The organism is Arthrobacter sp. ov118 (genome assembly GCF_900116495.1).
GTDB lineage: Bacteria > Actinomycetota > Actinomycetes > Actinomycetales > Micrococcaceae > Arthrobacter.
In genome coordinates this window covers 1-23,480 of the sequence record NZ_FPAY01000016.1, presented here as the reverse complement: position 1 = coordinate 23,480, position 23,480 = coordinate 1, and the positions used below count along the sequence as shown (strand labels likewise).

The window sequence follows — 23,480 nt, the reverse complement described above, 5'->3', positions numbered from 1 at the left end:
CCGTGCCGCTCCCGACGGTCCTGGCGAAGATGTGTCAAAGCCGTTATGCGCGAGCAGGGAAGCGGGCCTGGGGGCAGGCGGCTATAGTCAAAGACACCCTTGCCGGCGTCGTCCGGCCAGCCGGAAGGACATCTTGTGACGCACGCGCCAGCAGCCTGCCCCTGCCTGTCCGGCGAGCAGTACGCCGATTGCTGCGGACGGTTCCACCGCGGGGACGCCGAGGCGCCGACGGCGGAGCAACTCATGCGTTCCCGGTACAGCGCTTTCGTGGTGCGGGACGAGGATTACCTGCTGCGGACCTGGCATCCGGACACCCGGCCCGCCGGGCTGGAGCTGGATCCACACGTGCAATGGCGGCGCCTGGATATCCTTTCCACCAGCCGGGGCGGCCCGTTGGACACCGAGGGGGTGGTTGAGTTCGCTGCGCATTACCGGCACGACGGCGACCGCGGCGTCCAGCACGAAACCAGCCGGTTCGTGCGCCAGCACCGGCGCTGGTACTACCTCGGTGCCGACGCCATCAGTTAATGGTCAGTTGATGCTCAGCTAATGGGATCAGCCTCGGCGGCTTTCACCGCTCACCTTGGGTCGGGGTGAAGCCGGCGCGGTCCACTTTCCGGTGGAAGTGCATGCCCGCGAGGCCGCCCAGAACTGCGCCGATCAGCGCCACGACCGCGACCACTACAGCGGCGATGATGCTCATCAGGCTCAACTGGCCCTCATTGATGGGGATGCGGGGAAAGCTGTTCAGGTTCGCCAGGATGTTGAACTGCTGTCCGGCGACGAAGCCCAGCGCGGCGACGACCACGGCGGCAATCAGGGCCCAGATCCAGACCATGAGGCCCTGCTTGGCGCCATTGAACCGGGCCATCCGCCCGGCCACGTACCCGCCGCAGTAATAGGCGACCAGCAGGATCACTAGTAGCACGATGATCCCGACGATCCCCACGGTCTGGTTGTTGGATGCCTGGTTGACCGTGGCGTTCACATCGCTGTTCGTGGCGAGCCCGACGGCCGTGCCGGCTGCGGCTACCAGTGCGGTCAGCAGGACGGCCGTGCCGGTGGCAGTGAGCCAGCCGAAGAACGCTGCGCCGATCTGGATGCCCCCGAACTGCTCCTTTTCGCGGGCGACGACGCTCTGGCGGGTCGGAACCTCGTCAGCGACGGGGTGCCCCGCAACCCGGTCCTCCCGGGTCGCCGTCAGGACCCCGGTATCCGGGCCAGCTGGTGCGGGGCGCTCGGCGTGCGCGCCGTCCTGCCGGGCATCGTGGATGCGGGAATCTGGGGCCTGTGTTCCGTCATCGGCGTGCCTCTGAGGGGGCGTGCGGTCTTCGGGGCCTACTGGGCTGCTCATGTGGGTGCTCGCTTTCATTGATTCACCCGGAACTGGTTGAACCGGGCCGCAATGCTTCGACCCCATCGAGGTCTCAGACCACCTAATCATGGGCGCAGCTAGGTAGCAAGGGTACTTACTATTTTGTTCCGGCCCACATAGCAGACCATAGGCGCACGTCAGCGGTATTTCCGGTGCAGGTCTTCCCGGGCTGAGGCGCCCGGATTGGCGTCCGCGATCCACGGTCCGGTTCCTTCTGACTGGTCAAGGACCCCGGCTTCAAGCCAGGTGTAGTCCCCGGCCAGGGCCTTGCGGGCCAGAATGCGGTCGGCATCGTCGGTGTTCCGCCACAGCCGGTCGAAGTATTCGTCCACGCGGACACGGGCCTGCTCGCAGTAGGCCTCGGCAAGTTCGTACGCCGAGGCGCCACGTTCCGGTTGCGTGCGCAGAAGCATCTCGGCCCGGGAGCAGCACGCCGCCATGGCAAAGAGCTCCGCGCCGATGTCCACGATCCGGCCCAGGAACACCTGCCTGTGTTCCAGTTTTGCCTGCCAGCGGCCCATCCCGTAGAAGGTCTGCCGTGCCAGCCGGCGGGAGGACCGCTCCACATACCGCAGTTGTTTGGCGAGCCTGCCGAAGTCGCTGTAGGACCTCGGGTCCATGCCGGCGCCGGCCACGAGTTTGGGCAGCCATTTGGCGTAGAAGCCGGAAGCGCCGACGGCGGCCTTCGCCTTATCCGACAGGCCGGCGTCCTCCGAGGCGAGGTCTCCAGCCGCGGCCAGGTGCGCGTCCACGGCTTCGCGGGCGATCAGCAGCCTCATGATTTCCGATGACCCCTCGAAGATCCGGTTGATTCGCATGTCGCGGAGCTGTTGTTCCGCGGCGACGGCGCGCTCCCCTCGCGCTTCCAGGGAGTCGGCCGTTTCGAAGCCGCGGCCGCCCCGGATTTGCACGAGTTCGTCGGCGATGAGGCAGCTGATCTCGGTGGCCCACAATTTGGCCAGAGCCGCCTCGATCCGGACGTCCTTTTGGCCGGCGTCGGCCATTTCCGCGGAGAGTTCGAATACGGCGTCCAAAGCGAAGGAGCTGGCCGCGATGAAGGCGATTTTCTTGCCCACCGCCTCGTGCTGGCCGATCGGCCGCCCCCACTGGGTGCGGGCGTTGGACCATTCGCGGGCAATCTTCAGGCTCCACCGGCCCGAGGCGACGCACAACGCGGGAAGCGAGAGCCTGCCGGTGTTCAACGTGGTGAGGGCGATCTTCAGGCCCTGGCCTTCGCGGCCCAGCCGGTTCGCCGCCGGGACCCTGACCTGATGGAAGCGGGTGACGCCGTTTTCGATCCCGCGGAGCCCCATGAAGGCATTGCGGTTTTCCACGGTGATGCCCGGCGAGTCCATTTCCACCACGAACGCGCTGATCCCGCCCTTGTGGGCCGTCCCGTCCGCATCCGTGTGCGACGGCACGACCGCCATGACCACTGCGAGTTCGGCGATGACGCCGTTGGTGGTCCACAGCTTGACGCCGTCCAGGACGTACGACCCGCCGTCGTCGGAGAGGACGGCGGTGCTGCCCATCCGGGCGGGGTCGCTGCCGACGTCGGGCTCGGTCAGCAGGAAAGCCGTGACGGACCCGGCGGCGCACCGGGGCAGGTATTCCGCCTTCTGGGCCGGCGTGCCGAAGACCTTGACCGGTTCCGGGACACCGATCGACTGGTGCGCGGACAGCAGGGCACCGAGGCTGGGGTGCACCGAGCTCAGCAGGCCCAGGGCGCGGCCGTAATACACCAGGGTGAGGCCCAGCCCACCATATTCGCGGGGGATCTTCATGCCGAACGCGCCGAGCTCGGCAAGCCCGTGGAGGTATTCGTCCGGAATCCTGGCGTCGCGTTCGATGGCGCGCCCGGAGATTGTGCGGCAGTACTCGGTCAGCCGGGCCATGAACGCCTCGCCGCGTTCGACGTCGTCCGCCGGGGCCTCGGGCCACGGATGGATCAGGCTCAGGTCGAAGCTGCCAAGGTAAAGGCCCTTCGCGAAGCTGGGCTGCGTCCAGCTGGTTTCACGGGCGGCCTCGGCGATGGCCCGCGCGTCGGCGGCAGTCGCCTCGGGGCCGAGGTGGTCTGCCGGCACGGGGGTCTCTGGCGCCGGGGTCTCCGGCACTGGGGTCTCTGGCGCGGGGGTCTCCGAAACAAGGGTCTCTGGCACCGGAGTGCCTTCAGCGGCAGCAGGATCTTCAATGGCGGAGCTCACTGGGCATCTCCTCTAACCGGGTGGCCGGCTTGAGCACTGGATCCGCCGCGGGTGGAGGACCCTTCAGCTGTCCCGCAATACTACTCGCGGGTAAGTGCCGGTGCTAGGGGCTGTCTGCCCTTGACCGTCAGCCAGGAAATCGGTGCCGAAGTCGACCTGGAAGTCGCCGGGCAGCTCGACGTGGCGGACCAGCCGGTCCCAGCCGTGGTTGATGCCGTGGACCAGGCCCGTCACCCCACGGGCCAGGAGGTACCAGGTGAGCCGACCCACACCGACCAAGACCATGGCCGCGAACGCGGACACCATCATGAAGAGGCCGATTATCAGGGCGAACACGAGGGTGCCGGTGACCACCATCGTGCCCGTTTCCACTGCGCTAAGGTCGAACTGCATTCTTCCCCCTGCACCATTGCGTCGGTTGAACCAGTAGCCCGAGCGTAGGGTGCCGGAGGCGTGCGCAACTAGGCCCTCTGGCCCGTTGCGCGCCTCTTGATATGGGATCGAAATGCTACCGAAGCGTAGGTCACGGAGCGGTTGCGGCAGCCTCACCAGTCCCAGCCGTCGCAGCTGCCCGAAGGCAATGCGGAGTTAGTCGTCGTCATGTTCCGGCGCGCTCTGGCTCAGGACCTTGAAGTCCGTTCCAAGTGCCACTTCGACCTGGGTGCCATCACTAAGGCGCACTTCCACCTCGTAGGCTGCGCCGTTGTCGTCGCGTTCCACCTCCGTGACGGTGCCCTGGCCGACCTTCGCCAAGGCAGTCTTGGATGCCATCGCGCGGTCGGCGTCGCTGAGCGCAGGACCATCCGACTCGCCGAAGTCGTCGTCGGATTCCAGGCTGCCAACGCCGAGCACCAAGGCGGCCGGGTGCCAGGGCGGGAAGTCCCTGGCCTGTTGGGTCGCCGCCACCGCCACCGAGGCTCCCCCTAGCACCACAGCCGCGGTTGCCCCACCAGTGATCCACATGGTTTTCTTCCGCATGATCGTCCCCTCGTAGCTGGTTCTTCCAGTGTGCTCCGGATGCGGGAAGGGGACAATGATCAATCCGTCGGGGGCCTGCGTTAACCTTGTAGCTGGCAGTTTTGCGAATCCGCTGCCCCAACACCCCGACCATCCGCTGGCAATCGAAGGAGAGCGTGTGTCCCGATCCGCCGGAACGTCAGCCGACGCCATCAGCGCCCGCCTCCGGGATCTCGAGCTCCTCACCAAGGGTCCTGCCTGGGCGCTGACGCGTTCGGCGCCCTGGGTGATCGCCGTGCTCCAGGCCTCCTTCACGCGCACCCGCGCGCAGCTGCCGCTGGAAGAGTTCCACGCCGACGTCGACGCCTTCCTTGAGCAGCTCCGGCGGCAGGCCCCCGGCACGGGAGAGCAGCTGGGCGGTGCGGGCCCCGGCGCGCCCACCGGAAAGAAATATGCGGACGAGTGGACCCGCAAGAACTTCCTGACCCGCCGGAACCAGTCCGGTGCGATCGTTTATGAGGTCACCGAGCCCGCGGCCCGCGTCCTGGCTTTCCTGGACAGCCTGTCGAGCGAACGCTCCACGCTGAACGGCTCCCGGCTCGGCACGCTGCTCGGCGACGTCGAGAAGCTCGCGCATGAGACCAACCCGGACCAGAGCGCACGGCTCGAATCCCTCGAGGATGAGATTGAGGAACGCCGCCAACTGATCGAGGACATCAGCTCCGGGGACTTCGATGGGCTGCTCGATGACGATGAGGCCGTGGAGGCTGCCGGCAACATCCTCGATCTCGCGGCCAGCCTGCCCGCGGACTACAAGAAAATGCGTGACCGGATCGAAGAGCTCGTGGGGGAGCTGCGCAACCAGATCATCGAGGAATCCCTGAGCAAGGGCGCCACGATGGCCCAGGTGCTCGAGGCCGACAAACGCCTCCGGGAAAGCCCCGAAGGCCGGACCTTCCGCTCCTTCACCGCGTTCTTGGACGACCCGCAGCAGCAGCTGCGGTTCCGGTCCGCGATTGGCGAGGTGCTGGGCCGACAGTTCGCGGATGAGCTCAGCCACGATGAACGTGAGACGCTCAAGAATCTCGTGGCCGAGCTCCGCAGCCAGCACAGCCAGATCCAGAGGATCTACGGCAAGCTCAGCGAGAGCCTCAATACGTACGTCCAGAGCGACGACTTCCGCCAGTCGGTCCGGCTCCGCACGGTCCTGCGCGAGGCGGAGCAGGCGATCCGGTCCCTGCCGTACGAGCGCGAACGGCCGGGGCTGGTGCGCGGACCGGTATTGTTCGGCGCCGGGTTCGAGTCCCTGGCCATGGTCAAGCTCTTCGATCCTGACGAGTTTGCGGCGCCCCCAAAGCTGGCAGACCCCATCTCGTTCTCGGACGCTGACCGCGCGCGCTCGCCCCGGACCGGCAAGGCCAAGCCGGAAGTCATCCGCACTGCGCTCGCGGGCGCCTCTACCCTCACCGAGGCCTGGGAGCAGCTGCCGGCCGGGGAACGCCACATCAACTCCATCAGGGCCCTGCTTTCGCAGACCCTCCACGACGGCGCCACCTTCGACCGCGAAGCCTGGGGGCCCGTTGAGTTCGAGCAAATCGACGGCACCACCCGCACCGCCTACCTGCCTGTCGTCACGCTCACAAAGGATTGACCATTGACTGAGTTTTCTAACACCACCACGAGTGCCGGGGCGGCAAATGCTGCTGAACATCCCTTCACCGTCACCCCGCGGGACACTTTCGTCGACGGTGCCGCTCTCTTCCCGGGCGACACGGGCGTGCTCCCGATGAAGGTCCGGCAGGCGCTCGTAAAGCTTCTCAAGGGCCCGTACATTGACGGCGGCCGCGATGAAAAACTGTGGACCACGCTCCTGGACAACCAGCTCATCCTCCGCAGCCGCCTCTCCGAACTGTTCCTGACCATGCAGTTGGACCACGAGCGGAAGGTCGCCGTCCTGCGCCCCGTGGACCCTGAGGCGATCGGCGGCAGCACCCGCTCCAGCATCCTGCGCCAGCAGCGGGCCCTTTCCCGGGTCGAAACCATCGTCCTGCTCCGCCTGCGCCTGCTCCTGGACCGCCACATCACCGCCCAGACTGACCCGACCATCACCCGCGAGGAAATCGCCGAACTCGTCGCCCACTACCAGCCCGCCGGCCAGCAGGACGCCCTCCGCGACTCCGACGTCGTCAACCGCGCCATCACCAAACTCCTGGCCCGCCAACTCCTCCTCACCACAGGCCTGGAGGAGGTCTACACCATCTCCAACGCCCTCCCTCTGGCCCTGCCGTTCGACAACATCGGGGACATCCCAGCCCAAATCGAAGCCTTGGTAGCCGCCAGCACGGACCCCTCCGGCACCGAACCCCTCCTAGACCTCGACGGCGCCGCCCCGGCGGACACGGACGACGCCGCCGGTGACGACGACGGCGAAGGGGCGGGGGCGGCATCGGCTGCGGAGTCAAAGGCGACCACAACTATCGCAACCACGAACAAGGAGGCAGCCAAGTGAGCATCGCCAGCATGCTGCCCATGGGGGACGTGACGAACCCCGGCCAGATGCGGCTCGCCCTTGTCCAGGTGGTCAACTGGGGCACCTTCCACGGCGCCCACACCATGCGCGTGGACCGCAACGGCACACTGCTGACCGGCAATTCCGGCGTCGGAAAATCCACGCTGTTCGACGCCATGCTTCGGGTCTTTGATGCCCGTCCCCGCTCCAACGAAGCCGCGGCGCAGCGGGCCGGCGGTGCGGTGGAGGACAAGCGCACCACGTTCACGTACATGCGCGGCAAGGTCGGCGACAAGGCAGTCGGGGAGGGCTCGGCGAGTGCGTTCCAGCGCCCCGGCGCGACTTGGTCCGCCGTCGCCCTGACGTTCGACAACGCGGCCGGCACCCAGGTCACGGTCTCGGCGCTGTTCGACCTGCCCAAGAACGGCACAGAATCCAGCGTCGGCCGGTTCTATGTGATGGACAACAAGCCGCTGGACCTCACGGCGATCGAGGGCATCGCGGACAAGCGGTTCACCAAATCTGCTCTGGACGTTATTTTCCCCGATGCCCAGATTTTTGACGTCCATAAGGCCTTCGCCGAACGCTTCCGGCGCCTCTTGGGGATCAGCTCCGATCAGGCACTGCCGCTGCTGCGCGTCATCCAGGCCGGCAAGGGGCTCGGCGGCAGCGTCAACACGTTCTTCCGCGACCAGGTCCTCGATGCCCCGGCCACGCTGGCCGCCGCGGACGACGTCGTCGAAGAATTCAGCAACCTGATGTCCATCCGGCAGCGACTGGAGGACGTGCGGCAGCAGCGCGACCAGTTGGCTCCCGTCCCCGGGCTGAACAAGGAGTACGCGCAGGCGCTGCTCGACGCGAACCGGCTGCGGGAACTTTCCGGCGAGGAATTCGAGGCCTACAAGCTGCAACTCGCTGTTACCGTCCACGGGAAGACCCTGGCCCGGTTGAAGGAGCTTGCCCAGGCCAGGGCCGGCGACCTCGCGGCCGAACGCGCCGTCCGTGACGGCTTCGCCAAGGAGCTCCGCCAGCTGGAGGGCGAGTACAACAACCAGGGCGGCAACGCGATTTCTGCGATTGAGCAGTCGCTTGAGAACGCCCGGGTGGGGCTCAAGCTCCGCCAAGAAGTCGAGGAGGCGACCCGCAAGGCGCTCTCCGACGCCGGCCTGGACCTTCAGTGGTCGGCCGCCGGCTGGGAACAGGCCCATGCGCACGCCGCCGCGCGCTCTGCCGAACTGCAGGACGATTCCGAGGCGCTCCGGGAACTGCGCTTCGAGGCGTTCGACGGCCACGCAACCAAGAAACGGGAGCTCGCCGCCGCCCAGCAGGAACTCTTGTCACTGAAGACCCGCAAGTCGCTGCTGCCGCCGGCAAGCATTGAGAACCGCAGCGCCATCGCGGCGGCCACCGGCGTGCCGGAAGAGCACATGCCCTTCGGCGGCGAACTGATCGACCTCGCGGAAGACCAGGAGCAATGGCGGCCGGCGGCCGAGCGCGCGCTCCGGAGCCTGGCCACCACGCTGCTGGTGCCGGGAGAGCACTTCGGCGCCGTGACCCGGTACCTCAATGACCATTCCGTGCGCGGCGCCCTGCGCGCCGTGGATGTGTCCAAGCCACTTGCCGGCGGCGCGCTGGCCCTCGAGGACGCGGCCGCCGGGGACCTGGTGACCAAGCTCAGGTTCCTCGCCGACGCCGGCCCGCGCCAGGAGGGGCTGGCCGAGGCCAGCGCCTGGCTCCGCGAACGGATTGCGCTCGATTTCGCGTACCCGTGCGTGGAAGACCCGGACGAGCTCGCCGCCCTCGACAAGGGCTTGAGCTTGGGCGGTGTGGTCAAACGAAACCGCCACACGGTGGAAAAGGACGACCGCTTCACGTCCCGCCAGGATTACGTCCTTGGTTTCGACAACGCCGCCAAGCTGGAGCTCGTGGCCGCCCAAGTCGAGGACCTGCAGCAGGAGTTGGCCAAGGCTGCCGAACTGGCGCAAAGCCGGGAAGAGTCACACCAGGGCATGACCCGGCAGCTCGACGCCCTGCGCCGCGTGGCCGAGGACCACCGGCCCTGGGATCAGGTTTCGGCGGCCGTGGCCGCGGAGGAGCTCGCCCGGATCGAACAGCGCCTCAAGGACGCCCTCGCCGCGCAGGCCGACCTGGAACCGCTGCGCGCCAACATCGAAGCCGTTCGGCACAAGCACCAGTCCAGCACCGAGGCGGCGGCAGTGCTGCAGAGCGAGTACAAGGCGCTCGATTCGCGGTTGACCGCCGCAGATGCGCTGCTCGAAGGTGCGCGCAGCCGGCTGGCGCAGTCGCCGCCGTCGGAAGCCGCCGTCGCCGCGCTGGAACCGTACTTTACCGGGTTCGGTGACGTCATGGAGATGCACGAGCTCGACAACCTCGCCAACCAGGTCCGCACCCGGCTCCTCGCGGAACTGCACGGCGCCGAGTCCCGTGGGCAGGCCACCTCGGAGCGGCTCACCCGCATTTTCGAGGGCTTCGTGCGCGAATGGGGGACCGCGATATCAGCGGACCACGGCACATCGATCGGCGCGGCGGGGGAGTTCGAATCCCGCTACCACGCGATCGTCAGCGACGGGCTGCCCGCGCAGGAGGCCGAATTCCGGCAGTTCTTCAACCAGCGCACGCATGAATCCTTTTCCACCCTGCTGCACCTGCTGGATGAGGAACGCCGCTCCATCACCAGCCGCATCCTGCCGTTGAACGGCATCCTGTCCGAGGTCAACTTCCATGAGGGCAGCTTCCTGGAACTGGACATCAAGCAGACCCTCCCGGCGACGGCGAAGCAGTTCAAGGACGCCGTCCAGAACGCGCTCAAGGTTCGGCATGCCAGGCCGGGCCGGTCCGCTGCGGCAACCGTTGGGGCTGGGGAGGCGGACGACGACGCCGAGCTCACCAACCGCTACAAGTCCCTCGAAACGCTGGTGAAGCGGCTCGGGTCGCAGACCCCGGAGGACCGGCGCTGGCGTGCCGAGGTGCTGGATGTCCGCGGTCACCTGTTCATCCAGTGCAAGGAGCACCGCACAGTGCCAGGTGCCGGCAAGAGCAGTTCCGCGAAGTCCGAAGTCTTCATGCATGCTGACACCGGCTCCATGTCTGGCGGCGAGAGGCAGCGCTTCACGGCCTTCATCATGGCGGCGGCGCTGAGCTACCAGTTGGGCATCGCCGAACAGGGCTTCACCACGTACGGGACCGTGATGATGGACGAGGCCTTTGTCCTCGCGTCGGAGGAGTTCGCGGGGGCCGGCATCAAGGCGCTGCACGAATTCGGCTTCCAGCTGCTCCTGGCCGCCCCGGAAAATGTCATCGACCTCTCCCGCCACCTGGGTTCGGTGACGGAGATCCTGCGGGACAAGCGCACCAACCGTTCCGGCGTGCTGACCGCGCCCGTGATCCGCCCGCGGCCCGGCACGGAAGGGCTCTGGCGCTCCGAGGCGAACCCTGTGGACATCGTCCTGCGCTAGGACGGGGCAAGAAATGGGGTGGCGGCCGTCTGCGAACGGCTGTTACCTGCTTTTAGGGCCGATGTATAACAAATCGATGGATTTATTGTATGGGCTCTGTTCCGGCCCTCCTGCGCGTGCCAATCTTTGGAGCATCATCCTTCTTCCCGCGCTCCACAGGGTTCGCACGGAACACGCCGCGAGGCGCCTGGGCCTTCGACCCTGCCGAGCTTGGGCGTCCCAGGAAAGGCACCACCATGCTCCCTCCGCATCGCGCACCCTTCGTAGCCGCCCTCGCGGCCGCCGCGGCACTCGCCCTGAGCGGCTGCGGTGCGGCAGTCGCGGGCGGCAGCGCCTCGCCCGCTGCCGCCCCGTCGGCTCCGGCAAGCGCCGCGTCTGCCCCCGAAGCGTCGGGCCCGCCGGCTACGGCCGGCCCTTCCCCCGTCCAGGCCTCTGCTCCCGCGGCGGCCGACCTGGCGACGTATTCATTCCCGGACGGCCACGTGTCCTTCAAATATCCGGCCGGTTGGCGGGTCGAACTCTTCACGGCCGGAAAATCGCCCTTCGTCGGGACGGCCACAGTTTATGACGCCGGCGGCGTGAAGCAGGCCACTATCTACTCCGGGAAGATTGCCGATGGCGTGACGAACCCCGTGACGAGGACCGTCTTCGAGTCCGCCCCCGTTCCCGGGCTGCAGGGGCAGCCCGCACCCCAGGCCCAGTACGCCTTCTACGTGGACCGTGTGAACGACAATGCGAAGTACCGCATGCACCTGTGTGCCGGCGCGCCGATCGCCGGAGCGGAGATGGCCCTCGACGGCATCATCCGGACCGCGACCGGGGTCCTGGTGGCCGACGTCGAGTTTATCGAGAAACCCTTCGCCGGCGACGACGCGGCCAAGACCTGGCTGGCCGGTGCGGAGGGGCAGGCGCTCAAGACCCTGCTGCTGAGCATCTCCTACCGCTGATTCCTGAGCGCCTACGACAACGGAATAATTACGTTACTCAAACCTTTCTTAATTCATCTGAGGATAGGCTAGCCTTACTTAGGTTTGCTTCACTACCTAAGGAGTTCCGTGCCTTCCGCCGCCTGTTCCCGTTTCTTTACCGCCCGCGCCGCAGCTGTCGTGGCCGCCGTCGCGCTTGCCCTCACCGCCTGCTCCACAGGACCGGCAAACTCTACGGCGGCCGGCGCCTCCAGCCAGCCGGCCAGCTCGGCCTTCCCCGTCACCATCAAGAACGTCTTCGGCGAAACCACCATCGAAGAGCAGCCTACGCGCGTGGTTACCGTGTCGTGGGTCAATGACGACGTGGCACTCGCCCTCGGCGTGGTCCCCGTGGGCGTGCCCAAGAACGAGTGGGGCGGCAACGACCAGGGGTCCACACCCTGGAAGGACGCCGCGCTGGAAAAGCTCGGGGCAGGATTCGGAACAAGCAAGGCGCCAGCGCAGTTCTCCGAGGCCGACGGCATCAACTTCACCGAAATCGCCAAACTGAACCCGGACGTCATCCTCGGCGCCTACTCCGGCCTGACGGCGGAGGACTACAAGAAACTCAGTGAAATCGCTCCGGTCATCGCCCAGCCGGAGGTGGCCTACGGAACGCCATGGCAGGAGTCCACCAGCATCATCGGCAAGGCCCTCGGCAAGGAGGCCGAGGCCAGCAAGCTCATCTCCGACACGGAGGCCACCATTAAGGAGAAGGTCTCCCAGTACCCCCAACTCGCGGACAAAACCTTCATCTACGGCAATCTGGAGCCGGCCAAGAGCGATGGCATCAACGTCTACACCGCGAATGACAACCGTCCGCGCTTCCTGTCCAGCATCGGCATGAAGCTGGCCCCGGTCGTGGCGGAGAACACCGCCGGTTCCAAGGAATTCTTCATTCCGTGGTCCGCGGAGAAGGCCAATGAGCTGGCCTCCGACGTCTTTGTCACTTGGGTGCCGGACGCCAAGACCACGGACGGCATCAAGGCCGACCCGCTCCTCGGCCAGATCCCTGCCATCAAGAACGGCGCCCTCGTCGCGGACTCGAACAACACGCTCACGCTCTCCATCTCCGCATCCTCGCCGCTGAGCCTGCCGTGGTCACTGGACACGTTCCTGCCCCAGCTCGGCGCAGCAGCGGACGCCAAGTAGCCGCAGGCCATGACATCGCGAACGGCGGCGGCCGGCCCGGAAGCCGTCACCGCACCCGCCGGACGGAAAGCCGTCACCGCATCGGTCTGGCGCCTGCCCGCTCCGCGTGCCGCCGGGTTGCTGGCTGCCGGCGTCGTCCTCGTGCTGGCCTGCGCGGCCTCCCTGGCGATCGGGGCCCGGGACCTGTCCCTGACCACGGTCTGGCAGGGGCTCAGCCAGTTCAACCCTGACGACGGAAACCACGCCGTGGTCCACGCGAGGATTCCGCGGACGGTTCTGGGGCTCCTCGCCGGGGGTGCCCTGGGTCTCGCCGGGGCAGCGATGCAGGGCCTGGCCCGGAATCCGCTGGCGGACCCGGGAATCATGGGCATCAACGCCGGGGCGGCCTTGGCTGTCGTCACCGGAATCTATCTCTTCGGAGTCTCCTCACTCACCGGCTACATCTGGTTTGCCTTCATCGGTGCCGCCGCGGCCGCCGCCGTCGTATATTTGATCGCTTCCCTCGGCCGGGAGGGTGCCACCCCGGTGAAACTCGCCCTCGCCGGCGCTGCACTTAGCGCGGGGCTGTTCTCCCTCATGAACGTCATCCTCGTCTCCAGCCAGGACACCCTGGACCGCTTCCGCTTCTGGCAGGTCGGCGGCATCGCGGGCCGCGACTGGGCGGTGGTCCTCCCCGGCGTGCCCTTCCTGGCCGTTGGTGCCCTGATCGTGCTTGCCTCCGGCCGTGCCCTGAACAGCCTGGCCCTCGGTGATGACACGGCCCGCGGGCTGGGCCAGAACGTGGGACTGAACCGGGGCCTGGCCGCCGCGGGCGTCGTGCTGCTGTGCGGCGCTGCCACGGCCTTGGCGGGTCCCATCGGTTTCGTGGGGCTGGTGGTTCCGCACGCGGTGCGGGTTGTGACCGGCCCCGACTACCGCTGGATCCTGCCGTTTTCACTGGTGCTGGCACCCGCGCTGCTGATCGCCGCCGATGTGATCGGCCGCGTGGTCCTGCTGCCCGGCGAAGTGCCAGCCGGCATCGTGACCGCACTCGTGGGCGCCCCGGTCTTCGTATGGCTGGTCCGCCGCAGCAAGGGGGCAGGACTGTGAGCAATCCCGACCTCTTCTCCGTGGCGCGCGAACTCGGTGACAACGCGCCAACCACGCCGCCGCAGGGCCGGACCTCGCCTGACCGGCGTTCCTTGGACCGGCGCTCCGTCAACCGGTCAGGGCTGCGCCTGCCGCGTCTGGGCCGCACCGCCTGGCTGGCGTTCGCCGTCGTCGTCCTGTTGGCCGTCAGCGTGCTGCTCGGCAGCTACACAGTGACCGTCCCCGATTTCGTCCGGATCGTCATGGCGCAACTGACAGGCGGGAAGAGAATCCCCGGCGCAAGCTTCATCGTTCTCGAAACTAAGCTGCCCCGGGCCGTCCTAGGCACCATGATCGGAGTGGCCTTCGGCTTGTCCGGCGCGCTCTTCCAGCGGATGCTCCGGAACCCCTTGGCCAGCCCCGACGTCATCGGCATCAGCTCGGGGGCGAGTGCGGCGGCCGTCACTGCCATCACCGTCTTCGGCGCCTCGGGCGCTGTGGTGTCCGGTGCGGCACTCGCCGGAGCGCTCGCAGTCGCCGCTCTCATTTATGCGATTTCCCGCAGCCAGTCTGGTGGCGGCGGGAACCTGTCCCATGGCGCGGGCAACCGGCTCATCCTGGCCGGCATCGGCATGGCGGCCGCGCTTGGCGCCGTCGTCAATTTCCTGCTGACCCGGGCTGACATTCGTACCGCCGCCGAAGCCTTGGTCTGGCTCAACGGTTCCCTCAACCCGGCGAGCTGGGACCGAGCCGGGGTCCTGGGCGTTGCGCTGCTGGTCCTGGTGCCCGCGGTGGCCGCACTCGCCGGGCCGCTGCGCATTCTGGAACTGGGCGATGATGCCGCGGCTGCCCTCGGCGTGCGCGTGGGCCTGACCCGACTCGCCGTCGTACTGACGGCCGTCGCCCTGGCGGCCGTCGCAACGGCCGCCGCCGGGCCGGTCGCGTTCGTGGCGTTCCTGGCCGGACCCATCGCCCGACGCCTCGCTGGAGGGCCCAGCCTGCCGGCATCCGCCATGCTCGGTGCCCTGATTGTCCTTGCGGCGGACTTTTTCGCCGTGAACCTCGCCCCGCTGCTGCTGGCCGGCACCGTCCTGCCGGTCGGTGTTGTCACTGGCGCGCTCGGCGCCCCGTTCCTGCTGTGGCTGCTGGTCACCGCGAACCGAAAGGATGCTTGAGATGGCAGTACTCAAAGCGTGTGACCTGACGCTGCAATACGGGCAGCGCCGGGTAACCGACGGCCTCACTACCGAGATCCCGGAAGGAAAGGTCACGATGATTGTCGGGGCCAACGCCTGCGGTAAGTCCACCCTGCTGCGCGGCCTGACCCGGCTGCTCACGCCGGTCGGGGGCAGTGTGACGCTGGACGGCAAGGACATCCATGCACGGCCCGCCCGCGAACTCGCCCGGACCCTGGGGCTGCTCCCGCAGCACCCCGTGGGCCCCGACGGCATCACTGTCCGGGACCTTGTGGGCCGGGGCCGCTATCCGCACCAGGGCTTCTTTCGGAACTGGTCGGAGCAGGACGAGTCCGCCGTGCAGCGGGCGCTCGAGGCCACCCGGACAGTGGAGCTCGCCGGCCGCAATGTGGATGAGCTCTCCGGCGGCCAGCGCCAACGGGTTTGGATCGCGATGGCACTGGCACAGGAGACTGACGTCCTGCTGCTGGATGAACCCACCACCTACCTGGACCTCGCGCACCAGGTGGAGGTCCTGGACCTCGTCACGGATCTCAACCGGCAACGCGGCACCACTGTCGCTATTGTGCTCCACGACCTGAACCTGGCTGCACGCTACGCAGACCACGTCGTCGCCCTCAAGGACGGCCGGATCGTGGCTGTCGGCACGGCGGCCGACGTCGTGACACAAGAACTCGTCCGCGACGTCTTCGGCCTGGACTCGGTGGTGGTTCCCGATCCGGTGTCAGGACAACCCCTCGTCCTCCCCCTCGGCAGGCACCATGCCGGGTCCCCGTACGCCGCTGAAATCCTGGAGCTGGTCCCATGAGAACCGCCAACAGTGCCAAACCCGTCACCCTCGCGTCCCACGTCCCGACGGAACCGATGACCCGTGCCTTCGAGGTCACGGTCACTGCGGTCCGGACGCTCAGTCGAACGTTCCGCCGGATCACCTTCGGGGGCTACAGCCTCCGGGACTTCGGCGTCCACGGCGACCCCCTGGATCTGCGGATCAAGGTGATGATTCCGTCCACAGCGGCGGATGGCACGGCCGTGCCCCTGCCGGCATTCCGGACGGAGCAGCCGGGCTGGTACCAGGAATGGATGGCCATGGACCCAGCCACCCGCGGCTCCATGCGCACCTACACCGTGCGGCAAGAGCGCCTCGACGCCGTCTATCCGGAGATCGACGTCGACTTCGTGCTGCACTTCGACGCCGCCGGCAACGCCGGCCCGGGAGCAAGTTGGGCCTTGAGCGCCCAGCCCGGGGACAGCCTGGTCCTAATCGGGCCGAACAACCGGGCCGCCCACTGTGTCACGGCGGAAAGCTACTCCGGCATCGAATGGCGGCCGGGCCTGGCCCAGCGGGTTCTGCTGGCCGGGGACGAGACTGCCGTCCCGGCGATCAGCTCCATCCTCGACAGCCTTCCGCCCTATATGAGCGGCCAAGCCATCCTCGAGGTCCCGACCGCCGCTGACTTCCAAGACCTCACCTCAGCCGCCGATATCGGCATTACCTGGCTGGCCCGCGGCGCGGCCAGCGGCCGGCCCCGCCCTCATGGTGAGCTGCTGCAGGAAGCGGTCCGCGCGGCAGTGCCGGCGCCAGGCTGGGTGGGCGTCACGTCCCCGAACCCTGCTGCCGGGCCGGAACACCCCGCCGCCGGGCCCGAACCAGAGGACGTCAACATTGACCGCGACATCCTGTGGGAGACCCCCGCCCGGATGGACGCCGAGGCGATCGGAGCCGGCAGGAACCCTGACAGACCCGCGGGTACCCTGCCGTTCTACGCCTGGATCGCCGGCGAGGCGGGCTCGGTCAAGGAGCTGCGGCGCTACCTGGTGCGGAACGCGGGGATCGACCGGAAGCAGGTGGCGTTCATGGGCTACTGGCGGCAGGGGAAGGCCGAACTGTAAGTGACGCTCCCGCAGTTGTGGCGGTTCCCGCGTCGACGCCCCTCACCTGTTGATTCCCCACCTATTAACTGGCACTTTCCCTGCCGGGTTTTTGCGAGGTTAGGGTGTGCCTCGCAGGCGCTCGATCACCTCGGCGTGCCCCACAAGATCAAGCGCCGGCGGCTAGGGCCGTGTCCGGCATGGGTCCGGCAGCCGCCCGGATTCAGCCGTCCAGCAGGTTTTCGTAGCCCGGGGCCACCCGGTTGGCGTGGAACTCCATGACCTCGAAGTCAGCCACGCCGTTGACGTAGAACGGGTCCTTGGCCAGGGCGGCGTCCAGGCTGGCGCGGTCGGCGTTGGAGAGGAGCAGGCCGCCGGTGCGGGGGATTTTGCGGCCCGCGACCATGAAGACGCCCGCATCGAAGGCGGCCTGCAGCCACGTCACGTGTGCCGGGAGATGGAACTCCACGATGTCGTCGGGGACCTTGTAGGTCAGGGAGACTACGTACATGCGGCCAGCCTACCGGTAGCCGGCCGCCGGGCAGGCAGGAACTTTCCGGAATTGCCCACCTCGAAGTTGAACCGTCAAGCTTCACTTCTCCTACAATGTAGCCATGACCGATCCCCGCTGGCTCAACGCCGACGAACGCCGGGCCTGGCTCGCCCTGCTGAGCATCAACACCCTGCTCCCGGCCGCCCTGGACACGCAGCTCCATGCCGCGGGCAAGCTTTCGCTGTTCGACTACAACGTCCTGGCGATGCTCTCCGAGGCCGAGGGGCGTTTCCTGCCCATGAGCGAGCTCGCCGCGCGCACCAGCGCCTCCCTGTCCAGGCTCTCCCATGTGGTCACCAAGCTGCAGAACCGGGGCTGGCTTGAGCGCCGGCCGCACCCCGGCGACGCCCGCGTCACCACGGCGCACCTGACCGACGCCGGCATGGACACCATCGTGAAGCTCGCTCCGGGCCACGTCGAGGCTGTCCGGTCCCTGTTCCTCGACGCCTTGCGCCCGGAGGACGTGGCCAACCTAGCCCAGATCGGCGAGAAGATCGTGGGCCGCCTCGACGATGACCACTGGATTCTGCGCCAAAGCTAGCTTCCATCTACCCGGGTCCCGCCCTGCTGCTAGTCAGTTGGCATCTTTGTTGCTCCTGGCAACTGCTGGCAGACTTGGTTCATGGATTTCACGTCCCGCTATGTAGCCCTTGGAGACTCCTTCACGGAAGGCGTCGGTGACGACGACCCCGGCCGCCCGAACGGCGTCCGGGGCTGGGCGGACCGGGTGGCAGAGCAACTGGGCACCGCAGACCCGGGGTTCGGTTACGCGAACCTCGCCATCCGCGGCAGGAAGCTCCGCCAAATCATGGCTGAACAGGTGGACGCCGCCGTCGCACTCAATCCCACCCTGGTGACCATCTACGCCGGCGCGAATGACATCCTGCGGCCCAAGATCGATATTGATGACCTTCTGGTGGAATACGACGCCGGGATCCGCAAGCTCGCGGCCACCGGTGCCACCGTAGTGATGTTCACGGGCTTCGACGCGCGCGGCTCCAAGATTTTCGGCACCATGCGCGGCCGCACCGCTATCTACAACGAACTAGTGCGCGGAATCGCGGGCGACCACGGTGCCCTGCTGGTCGATTACTGGCGCTTCAGCGAATACTACGACTGGGGCATGTGGGCCACCGACCGGATGCATATGTCCGCCGCCGGCCACGCGAACATGGCCAAGCGCGTCCTCACTGTCCTGGAACACGAGCACTCGATTGACGTCCCGCCCATGACGCCGGTGCCGGAGCTGAGCCGGGCGGAGGCCATCCGGGCGAACGCCCGCTGGGTTCGCGAATTCGCCGGGCCGTGGGTTGTCCGGCGCGTCACCGGGAAGTCGTCTGGAGACGGTCTGCGGCCAAAGTATGGCCAGCTCACCCGCCCGGAGGGCCGGTAACGGACGGTCAGGCGCGGAATCCCGGCGTCGCGAGCAGCTGCCCGTTGCGGCGGACGGCGAGTACATCGATGTCCCAATGGTCCGTGGCGCGGTCCAGCATCGCGGCCCCGCCGGCGACGATCGCCGTCGCGAGCACATCGGCCGTGACAATGTCCGCCGCGGCCACGGAAACCTGGATGAATTCCGCGCCGCCGGTGCCGGCCGTCCAGATGTGGTCGCCCCGCTCCGCCGAGCCCGACGTCGCAAGGGCACGCCGGGTGCTTGTTTCCCAGCCGCCGGGCCCGCCGCCCAACTCGAATGCGGACAGCAGCGCCGAGCGGTCCTGCGGGTCCACCACCCCGGCTGTCCACGACATCGCGCTGCCCGGAACGGGCGAGCCCATCACCAGGACGTCGCCGCCGGCGTTCAGGCACCATTCGGTGATCCCGCGGGAGCGCAGCGACTCGCCTGCCTGCGCGATCGCATAGCCCTTGATGATCCCGGAGAGGTCCAGCACGCCGTCGGGTCGTTCCGGGGAGAACGCGCCTTCCGTCGTGAGCCGCCAGTTGAGCGCGTCCGCGTAGCGGTCCCGCATTCCGGCGGATGCTTCGCGGAGCGAAAGCTCCCCGCGCGCCAGCCTGCTGGCCTCCGAATCGGGGCGGTACAGGCTGAAGGCTTCATCCATCCGGGCAAATACCAGTTCGACGGCGGCAGCGGCATCGTCGAGCCCGCCGTCCGCGCCGGCGGCCGTTTCCGGGACGGCGCCGGCAGGAACGGTGAGGCTGACGACGGTGCCCATGGAGCCAAAAGTCCTGGCCCTCAGGGCCGAACTGCCCAGCTCAGAGGTTGGCTGCATCGAGTGCCGCCTGGAGGGAGTTCAAGTACGCGGCGGAAGTCACCGTGGCGCCGCTGATGGTCTGCACGTCCGCGGACTGGGCGTTGAGGACCTCGGTCCGCAGGAGCGGGGCAGCCCGGTTGCTGATCTGCTCGGACTTGCGTTCGGCGTCGGTCAGCCGCAGCGCCGTGACATCAGTGATTTTTCCTGCCTGTACCGTGATCTGCACCTGGACGGAGCCGAACCGGGTCTGGACGACGGAACCGTCGTAGGTCGCTACGGCCTTGGCCGAGGCCCCCGTGGCGCCGCCCGCGCTCGACGAGCCGGACGAACCGGTCGAGCCGGACGTTCCTGACGAGCCCGTGGACCCCGTAGTGCCGGACGAACCCGTTGAGCCGGAAGTTCCGCTCGGGCCCGTGGACCCCGTACTGCCGGCCGCGCTCGCGACGGTGCTGCCGATGTCGGCCACGTGGATGCCTGATTGCCAGCCTGCAATGAGGATGCCGGCGGAGGCGAGGGCTGCTGAAACTGCTGCGCGAGTTCTCACCAGTCGAACCTTTCGTAGTGGAGTTGGTCTTCCCGAACGCCGGCTGCGCGGGCGTCCTCAAGCACGTTTTGTGCCCAGGCGGCGGGGCCGCAGACGTAAACGTCCGCTTCGGCGATCTTCGGATCGAAGCTGGCCAGCCGGTGGCCGGCGCGTGCGGAGTTCTCCGGCAGCCAGGTCCGGACGCCGGCCGGACGGGAGCCTGTGAGATGGAAAAGCGTGGCGCCGCGCTGCCGGCAAAGTTCGAGGATTTCCTCACCCAGGTAGAGTTCGGATTCGCTATGGCCACGGAGAATGACTGTGGCGTTCCCCGGGTGGAATGGCGTGCTCTCCAGCAGCGCGCGGATCGGGGTGATGCCGATCCCGGCACCGACCATCACGACGTGCCTGCGGCTCCGCGCGGCGCTGCTGAACAACCCGTACGGACCCTCCACGGCCACCTTGGTTCCGGGCCTGAGGGATGCGAGCTGGGCCGAACCCCTGCCGAGGTTGCGGACGGTGATCCTCAACACGCCCTGGCCTGCGGCATCAAACTGGACAGGTTCGGCGGACAAGCTGAACGGGTGCGGGTGCCACCACAGCCCGGGCGCCAGGAAACGCCAGATAAAGAACCGGCCGCCGCTGCCTGCCAGCAGGTCAAGGCGCAGGCCGGACATCTCAATGCTCACCACCCCGGGGGATACCTGCACCACCCGCTTGACCGTCAGTTGGTGACGGAAGGTCGCCGCCAGGGGCTGGACTACGCGGTAGTAGAGCAGGGCGGCGCCGGTCGCGATGCATAGTGCCAGCCAGTACCAGCGCTGCCAGGTGCCTTCGGCAAAGAGACCGCCCACACTGAACTGGTGGGGGAGTGCGGTCAGGACCGCCGCGTACGTCAGGAGGTGGACCGCGTACCAGAATTCGTGCGGGAACCGACGTCGGACGGCCACAAGGGAGGTGACCACGACGGCGATGAACAGGAGCATGGATATGTACGCCAGCCACATGTCGGGCACCAGGACCCACAGCGCCGCCGACTCACTGACGGGATCCAGCCCTTCCGCCATGCCGTAGCCGATCGCGATGAGAATCCCGTGCGCCAGGAGGAGGTAAAGAGCCGGCTTGCCCAGCTTGCGGTGGAACTCAAGGGCACGGTCGTGGCCGACAGTACGGTCGATGAGCGGAATGCGGGCGGCCAGGAGCAGCATCAGGAGGACCAGGTCCATGCCGGCGAGGCCGGCCACAATGCCCAGGGCGGTGAAGGCGCCGGCGGGAGTCGAGAAGCCGGCTGCTCCGCCGTCGGCCAGCCACAAAGCTACGGCGCCCGCCAAGGACGCCCAGAAGAGGACGGTCAGCAGGTCCGCTTTCAGCAACCGCCGTCGATGCTGCCCCTCGAAGGGGTTCGCCGCGGCGCCACAGGAGCCCCGGCGAACCTCGGGACGGGTCGAAAGAAGTTGTGCGTTCATGTCTTCAGATTCGCCCTGATGTCTATCATTTTGCTGTGAAACTGCTTCGTCCGGCATATGACCTGCGAAGGCATGCCGCCGGCGCGGCGGGGCAGCCCGCTATACACCGTGCAGGGACGGATTGGTCTTTAATTCGTCGAACTCGTAGACTTGGTAGGCGCTAGGTGGCGCGGAGCGTGTGCAATTGCTCCGGTTGGCAGGACCCGTGACGAGAAATCGACGGTCTTGGCGGCCGGTAGTTAGGGGCTCAAGTTGCGCGCATTCCTGTATTCGCCCAGCATCCTGGCACTTCGCAATGGTTGTCCAATGGACCGTCAACGCCCGGTGCCCGTGCCACAATCTTCGCCGCATTGAGGAAGCAGCCGGTCTGTACCGTCTGCTTGAATCCCGCGGAGCCGGAGATTGGGGGGAGCTGGATGCGGACGCCGCTTAACGCACGGTCAACGGAATTCTGTTAGCCGTTTCATTTATTTTTTGAGGAGAGTCGTCATGGCAGCACACTGCCAGGTGACCGGAGCCGAGCCGGGCTTTGGACACAGCATTTCGCACTCGCACCGCCGCAACAAGCGTCGGTTCGACCCGAACATCCAGAAGAAGCGCTACTGGGTTCCGTCCCTGCGCCGTAACGTCACGCTGCAGGTCTCTGCTCGTGGCATCAAGACCATCGACGTACGCGGCATCGACGCTGTCGTCGCCAGCATCCTGGCACGAGGAGTGAAGCTCTAGTGGCAAAGGACAAGGACGTACGTCCGATCATCAAGCTGAAGTCGACCGCGGGCACGGGTTACACCTACGTGACGCGCAAGAACCGTCGTAACGACCCGGACCGCCTGGTCCTGAAGAAGTACGACCCCAAAATCCGCCAGCACGTCGAATTCCGAGAGGAGCGCTAACACATGGCTAAGAAGTCCAAGATTGCTAAGAACGAACAGCGTAAAGTCATCGTCGAGCGCTATGCTGCAAAGCGCCTCGAGCTGAAGAAGACCCTGGTTGACGTCAACGCGACCGACGAAGCACGTGAAGAAGCACGCCTCGGCCTGCAGAAACTGCCCCGCAACGCGTCCCCGATCCGTCTGCGTAACCGCGACATCATCGACGGCCGTCCCCGCGGTACCTTCCAGAAGTTCGGCATCTCCCGTGTTCGCTTCCGCGACATGGCTCACCGCGGTGAGCTCCCGGGCATCACGAAGTCTTCTTGGTAATTCAGCACCCCTGAAGCCTGTGGCCTGAGCCAACGACTTCAAGAAGGGCCGGCAACCATTTGGTTGCCGGCCCTTCCTGCGTTAAACGCCCGGATACTTAGCCTGCTGCCGGCCCGGGCAGCGGTGACGCACCACACAGCACTGACGTACGACGGCGGAGCGCCTCCGTGGGTGCAGGCGGGTGCTTTTGGCCCGCGCTGGCGGGGTTTTTGGCGTGGCTCCGGGGCGGGTTGCGGTGGGGGCGTGGTGGGTGTATTGTTTTCTAAGTCGCCGAGAGGGAGACCAGCGGAAAGCTGGGAACCGGAGGCGGCCACTCCCCTAAATTTCAAGACCTGATCTGGTCGGCGTTTCGTGCGCTCCGGGTTTGGTGGGGGCGGGTTCGGATGGTTTGCGGTTCGCAGGGATGTGGATTTGCGAAGTGGTCCGGGTTCGGGTAAGTTTGAAAAGTTGCTCCGGAGCGATCCGCGACCGTTTGGTGGTTGTGGTGGTGCCGGGTGTGTCTGTTGTTTGAGAACTCAATAGTGTGCCAAGTTTGTTGATACCAATTTATTATGGATTGGTTGTTTTGCCGGGCCCGTCACCCCGTGTCGGGTCTGGTTTTTCAGCTGGTTTCAAATTTTGTGCAGTGCGTTGTTCCCGTTTTCCCGGGGGTGCGTGCTGTGTCTGTTTTTCTTCAACGGAGAGTTTGATCCTGGCTCAGGATGAACGCTGGCGGCGTGCTTAACACATGCAAGTCGAACGATGATCCGGTGCTT

At 66.9% G+C, this 23,480-nt stretch carries 23 protein-coding genes and 1 rRNA gene; 16 read left to right on the top strand and 8 right to left on the bottom strand.

What is annotated here, in order from left to right:
* Positions 1-135: 135 nt before the first annotated feature.
* Positions 136-528: a YchJ family protein gene (locus BM372_RS19900; RefSeq protein ID WP_177236088.1), complete on the top strand. Its 393-nt coding sequence runs from the start codon at positions 136-138 to the stop codon at positions 526-528.
* Positions 529-571: 43 nt separating this feature from the next.
* Here BM372_RS19900 and BM372_RS19895 read toward each other — a convergent pair whose 3' ends face one another.
* The 4 genes from BM372_RS19895 to BM372_RS19880 all read right to left on the bottom strand — a co-directional run bounded on the left by BM372_RS19895 (position 572) and on the right by BM372_RS19880 (position 4,557).
* Entirely contained in the window at positions 572-1,354 is a 783-nt protein-coding gene (locus BM372_RS19895; RefSeq protein ID WP_090957177.1) for a hypothetical protein, read from the bottom strand.
* A 158-nt stretch (positions 1,355-1,512) separates the two neighbouring features.
* Entirely contained in the window at positions 1,513-3,459 is a 1,947-nt protein-coding gene (locus BM372_RS19890) for an acyl-CoA dehydrogenase family protein (RefSeq protein WP_256214469.1), read from the bottom strand.
* Between the two features lie 183 nt (positions 3,460-3,642).
* Positions 3,643-3,972 carry a hypothetical protein gene (locus BM372_RS20800; protein WP_090957176.1) on the bottom strand — a complete coding sequence of 110 codons (330 nt, stop codon included), beginning with the start codon at positions 3,970-3,972 and terminating at the stop codon, positions 3,643-3,645.
* Positions 3,973-4,167: 195 nt separating this feature from the next.
* On the bottom strand, positions 4,168-4,557 hold the full coding sequence (locus tag BM372_RS19880; RefSeq protein WP_090957175.1) for a PepSY domain-containing protein: 390 nt from the start codon (positions 4,555-4,557) through the stop codon (positions 4,168-4,170).
* A gap of 157 nt (positions 4,558-4,714) precedes the next feature.
* On the opposite strand from BM372_RS19880, the gene BM372_RS19875 reads away from it, so the two are divergent.
* From BM372_RS19875 to BM372_RS19835, 9 genes are all read left to right on the top strand, one after another.
* Positions 4,715-6,187: a DUF3375 family protein gene (locus tag BM372_RS19875; RefSeq protein ID WP_090957174.1), complete on the top strand. Its 1,473-nt coding sequence runs from the start codon at positions 4,715-4,717 to the stop codon at positions 6,185-6,187.
* A gap of 3 nt (positions 6,188-6,190) precedes the next feature.
* Positions 6,191-7,045, top strand: a complete 855-nt coding sequence (locus BM372_RS19870; protein ID WP_090957173.1) for a DUF4194 domain-containing protein — start codon at positions 6,191-6,193, stop codon at positions 7,043-7,045.
* Positions 7,042-10,521, top strand: a complete 3,480-nt coding sequence (locus tag BM372_RS19865; protein ID WP_090957172.1) for an ATP-binding protein — start codon at positions 7,042-7,044, stop codon at positions 10,519-10,521. Before BM372_RS19870 ends, BM372_RS19865 begins: the two co-directional genes overlap by 4 nt.
* A gap of 236 nt (positions 10,522-10,757) precedes the next feature.
* Positions 10,758-11,468, top strand: coding sequence for a hypothetical protein (locus BM372_RS19860; protein ID WP_090957171.1), 711 nt, complete (start codon positions 10,758-10,760; stop codon positions 11,466-11,468).
* Positions 11,469-11,576: 108 nt separating this feature from the next.
* On the top strand, positions 11,577-12,638 hold the full coding sequence (locus tag BM372_RS19855) for an iron-siderophore ABC transporter substrate-binding protein (protein ID WP_090957170.1): 1,062 nt from the start codon (positions 11,577-11,579) through the stop codon (positions 12,636-12,638).
* Positions 12,639-12,647: 9 nt separating this feature from the next.
* The gene (locus tag BM372_RS19850; RefSeq protein ID WP_090957169.1) at positions 12,648-13,727 is read left to right on the top strand and encodes a FecCD family ABC transporter permease; all 1,080 of its coding nucleotides are present in this window, start codon (positions 12,648-12,650) and stop codon (positions 13,725-13,727) included.
* A gap of 122 nt (positions 13,728-13,849) precedes the next feature.
* The gene (locus tag BM372_RS19845) at positions 13,850-14,881 is read left to right on the top strand and encodes a FecCD family ABC transporter permease (RefSeq protein WP_256214468.1); all 1,032 of its coding nucleotides are present in this window, start codon (positions 13,850-13,852) and stop codon (positions 14,879-14,881) included.
* A 1-nt stretch (position 14,882) separates the two neighbouring features.
* The gene (locus tag BM372_RS19840; RefSeq protein WP_090957168.1) at positions 14,883-15,710 is read left to right on the top strand and encodes an ABC transporter ATP-binding protein; all 828 of its coding nucleotides are present in this window, start codon (positions 14,883-14,885) and stop codon (positions 15,708-15,710) included.
* Positions 15,707-16,795 carry a siderophore-interacting protein gene (locus BM372_RS19835; protein WP_090957167.1) on the top strand — a complete coding sequence of 363 codons (1,089 nt, stop codon included), beginning with the start codon at positions 15,707-15,709 and terminating at the stop codon, positions 16,793-16,795. Before BM372_RS19840 ends, BM372_RS19835 begins: the two co-directional genes overlap by 4 nt.
* A 202-nt stretch (positions 16,796-16,997) precedes the next feature.
* Here the strand turns inward: BM372_RS19835 and BM372_RS19830 are convergent, their stop codons facing one another.
* Positions 16,998-17,285, bottom strand: a complete 288-nt coding sequence (locus BM372_RS19830; RefSeq protein ID WP_090957166.1) for a YciI family protein — start codon at positions 17,283-17,285, stop codon at positions 16,998-17,000.
* 103 nt (positions 17,286-17,388) lie between these two features.
* Between BM372_RS19830 and BM372_RS19825 the strand changes: the two genes are divergently transcribed.
* Both BM372_RS19825 and BM372_RS19820 read left to right on the top strand, forming a co-directional pair.
* Positions 17,389-17,868: a MarR family winged helix-turn-helix transcriptional regulator gene (locus BM372_RS19825; RefSeq protein WP_090957165.1), complete on the top strand. Its 480-nt coding sequence runs from the start codon at positions 17,389-17,391 to the stop codon at positions 17,866-17,868.
* 81 nt (positions 17,869-17,949) lie between these two features.
* Positions 17,950-18,720 carry an SGNH/GDSL hydrolase family protein gene (locus BM372_RS19820; protein WP_090957164.1) on the top strand — a complete coding sequence of 257 codons (771 nt, stop codon included), beginning with the start codon at positions 17,950-17,952 and terminating at the stop codon, positions 18,718-18,720.
* A gap of 7 nt (positions 18,721-18,727) precedes the next feature.
* On the opposite strand, the gene BM372_RS19815 is transcribed toward BM372_RS19820, so the two are convergent.
* Genes BM372_RS19815 through BM372_RS19805 form a run of 3 tightly spaced genes read right to left on the bottom strand, consistent with a single transcriptional unit; the run spans position 18,728 to position 21,523 of the window.
* On the bottom strand, positions 18,728-19,498 hold the full coding sequence (locus BM372_RS19815) for an FAD:protein FMN transferase (protein ID WP_090957163.1): 771 nt from the start codon (positions 19,496-19,498) through the stop codon (positions 18,728-18,730).
* 40 nt (positions 19,499-19,538) lie between these two features.
* Positions 19,539-20,081 carry an FMN-binding protein gene (locus BM372_RS19810; protein ID WP_090957162.1) on the bottom strand — a complete coding sequence of 181 codons (543 nt, stop codon included), beginning with the start codon at positions 20,079-20,081 and terminating at the stop codon, positions 19,539-19,541.
* Positions 20,078-21,523: a ferredoxin reductase family protein gene (locus BM372_RS19805; protein WP_090957161.1), complete on the bottom strand. Its 1,446-nt coding sequence runs from the start codon at positions 21,521-21,523 to the stop codon at positions 20,078-20,080. The genes BM372_RS19810 and BM372_RS19805 overlap by 4 nt, the downstream gene beginning before the upstream one ends.
* 489 nt (positions 21,524-22,012) lie before the next feature.
* Between BM372_RS19805 and rpmB the strand changes: the two genes are divergently transcribed.
* From rpmB to BM372_RS19785, 4 genes are all read left to right on the top strand, one after another.
* Positions 22,013-22,249: a 50S ribosomal protein L28 gene (gene rpmB / locus BM372_RS19800; RefSeq protein ID WP_015938871.1), complete on the top strand. Its 237-nt coding sequence runs from the start codon at positions 22,013-22,015 to the stop codon at positions 22,247-22,249.
* Positions 22,249-22,416 (top strand): 50S ribosomal protein L33, encoded by a 168-nt coding sequence (rpmG, locus tag BM372_RS19795; protein ID WP_003798558.1) that lies wholly within the window; start codon positions 22,249-22,251, stop codon positions 22,414-22,416. Before rpmB ends, rpmG begins: the two co-directional genes overlap by 1 nt.
* Positions 22,417-22,419: 3 nt before the next feature.
* On the top strand, positions 22,420-22,725 hold the full coding sequence (rpsN, locus tag BM372_RS19790; protein WP_090957160.1) for a 30S ribosomal protein S14: 306 nt from the start codon (positions 22,420-22,422) through the stop codon (positions 22,723-22,725).
* Between the two features lie 673 nt (positions 22,726-23,398).
* Positions 23,399-23,480 (top strand): 16S ribosomal RNA (locus tag BM372_RS19785); the annotation flags it as partial.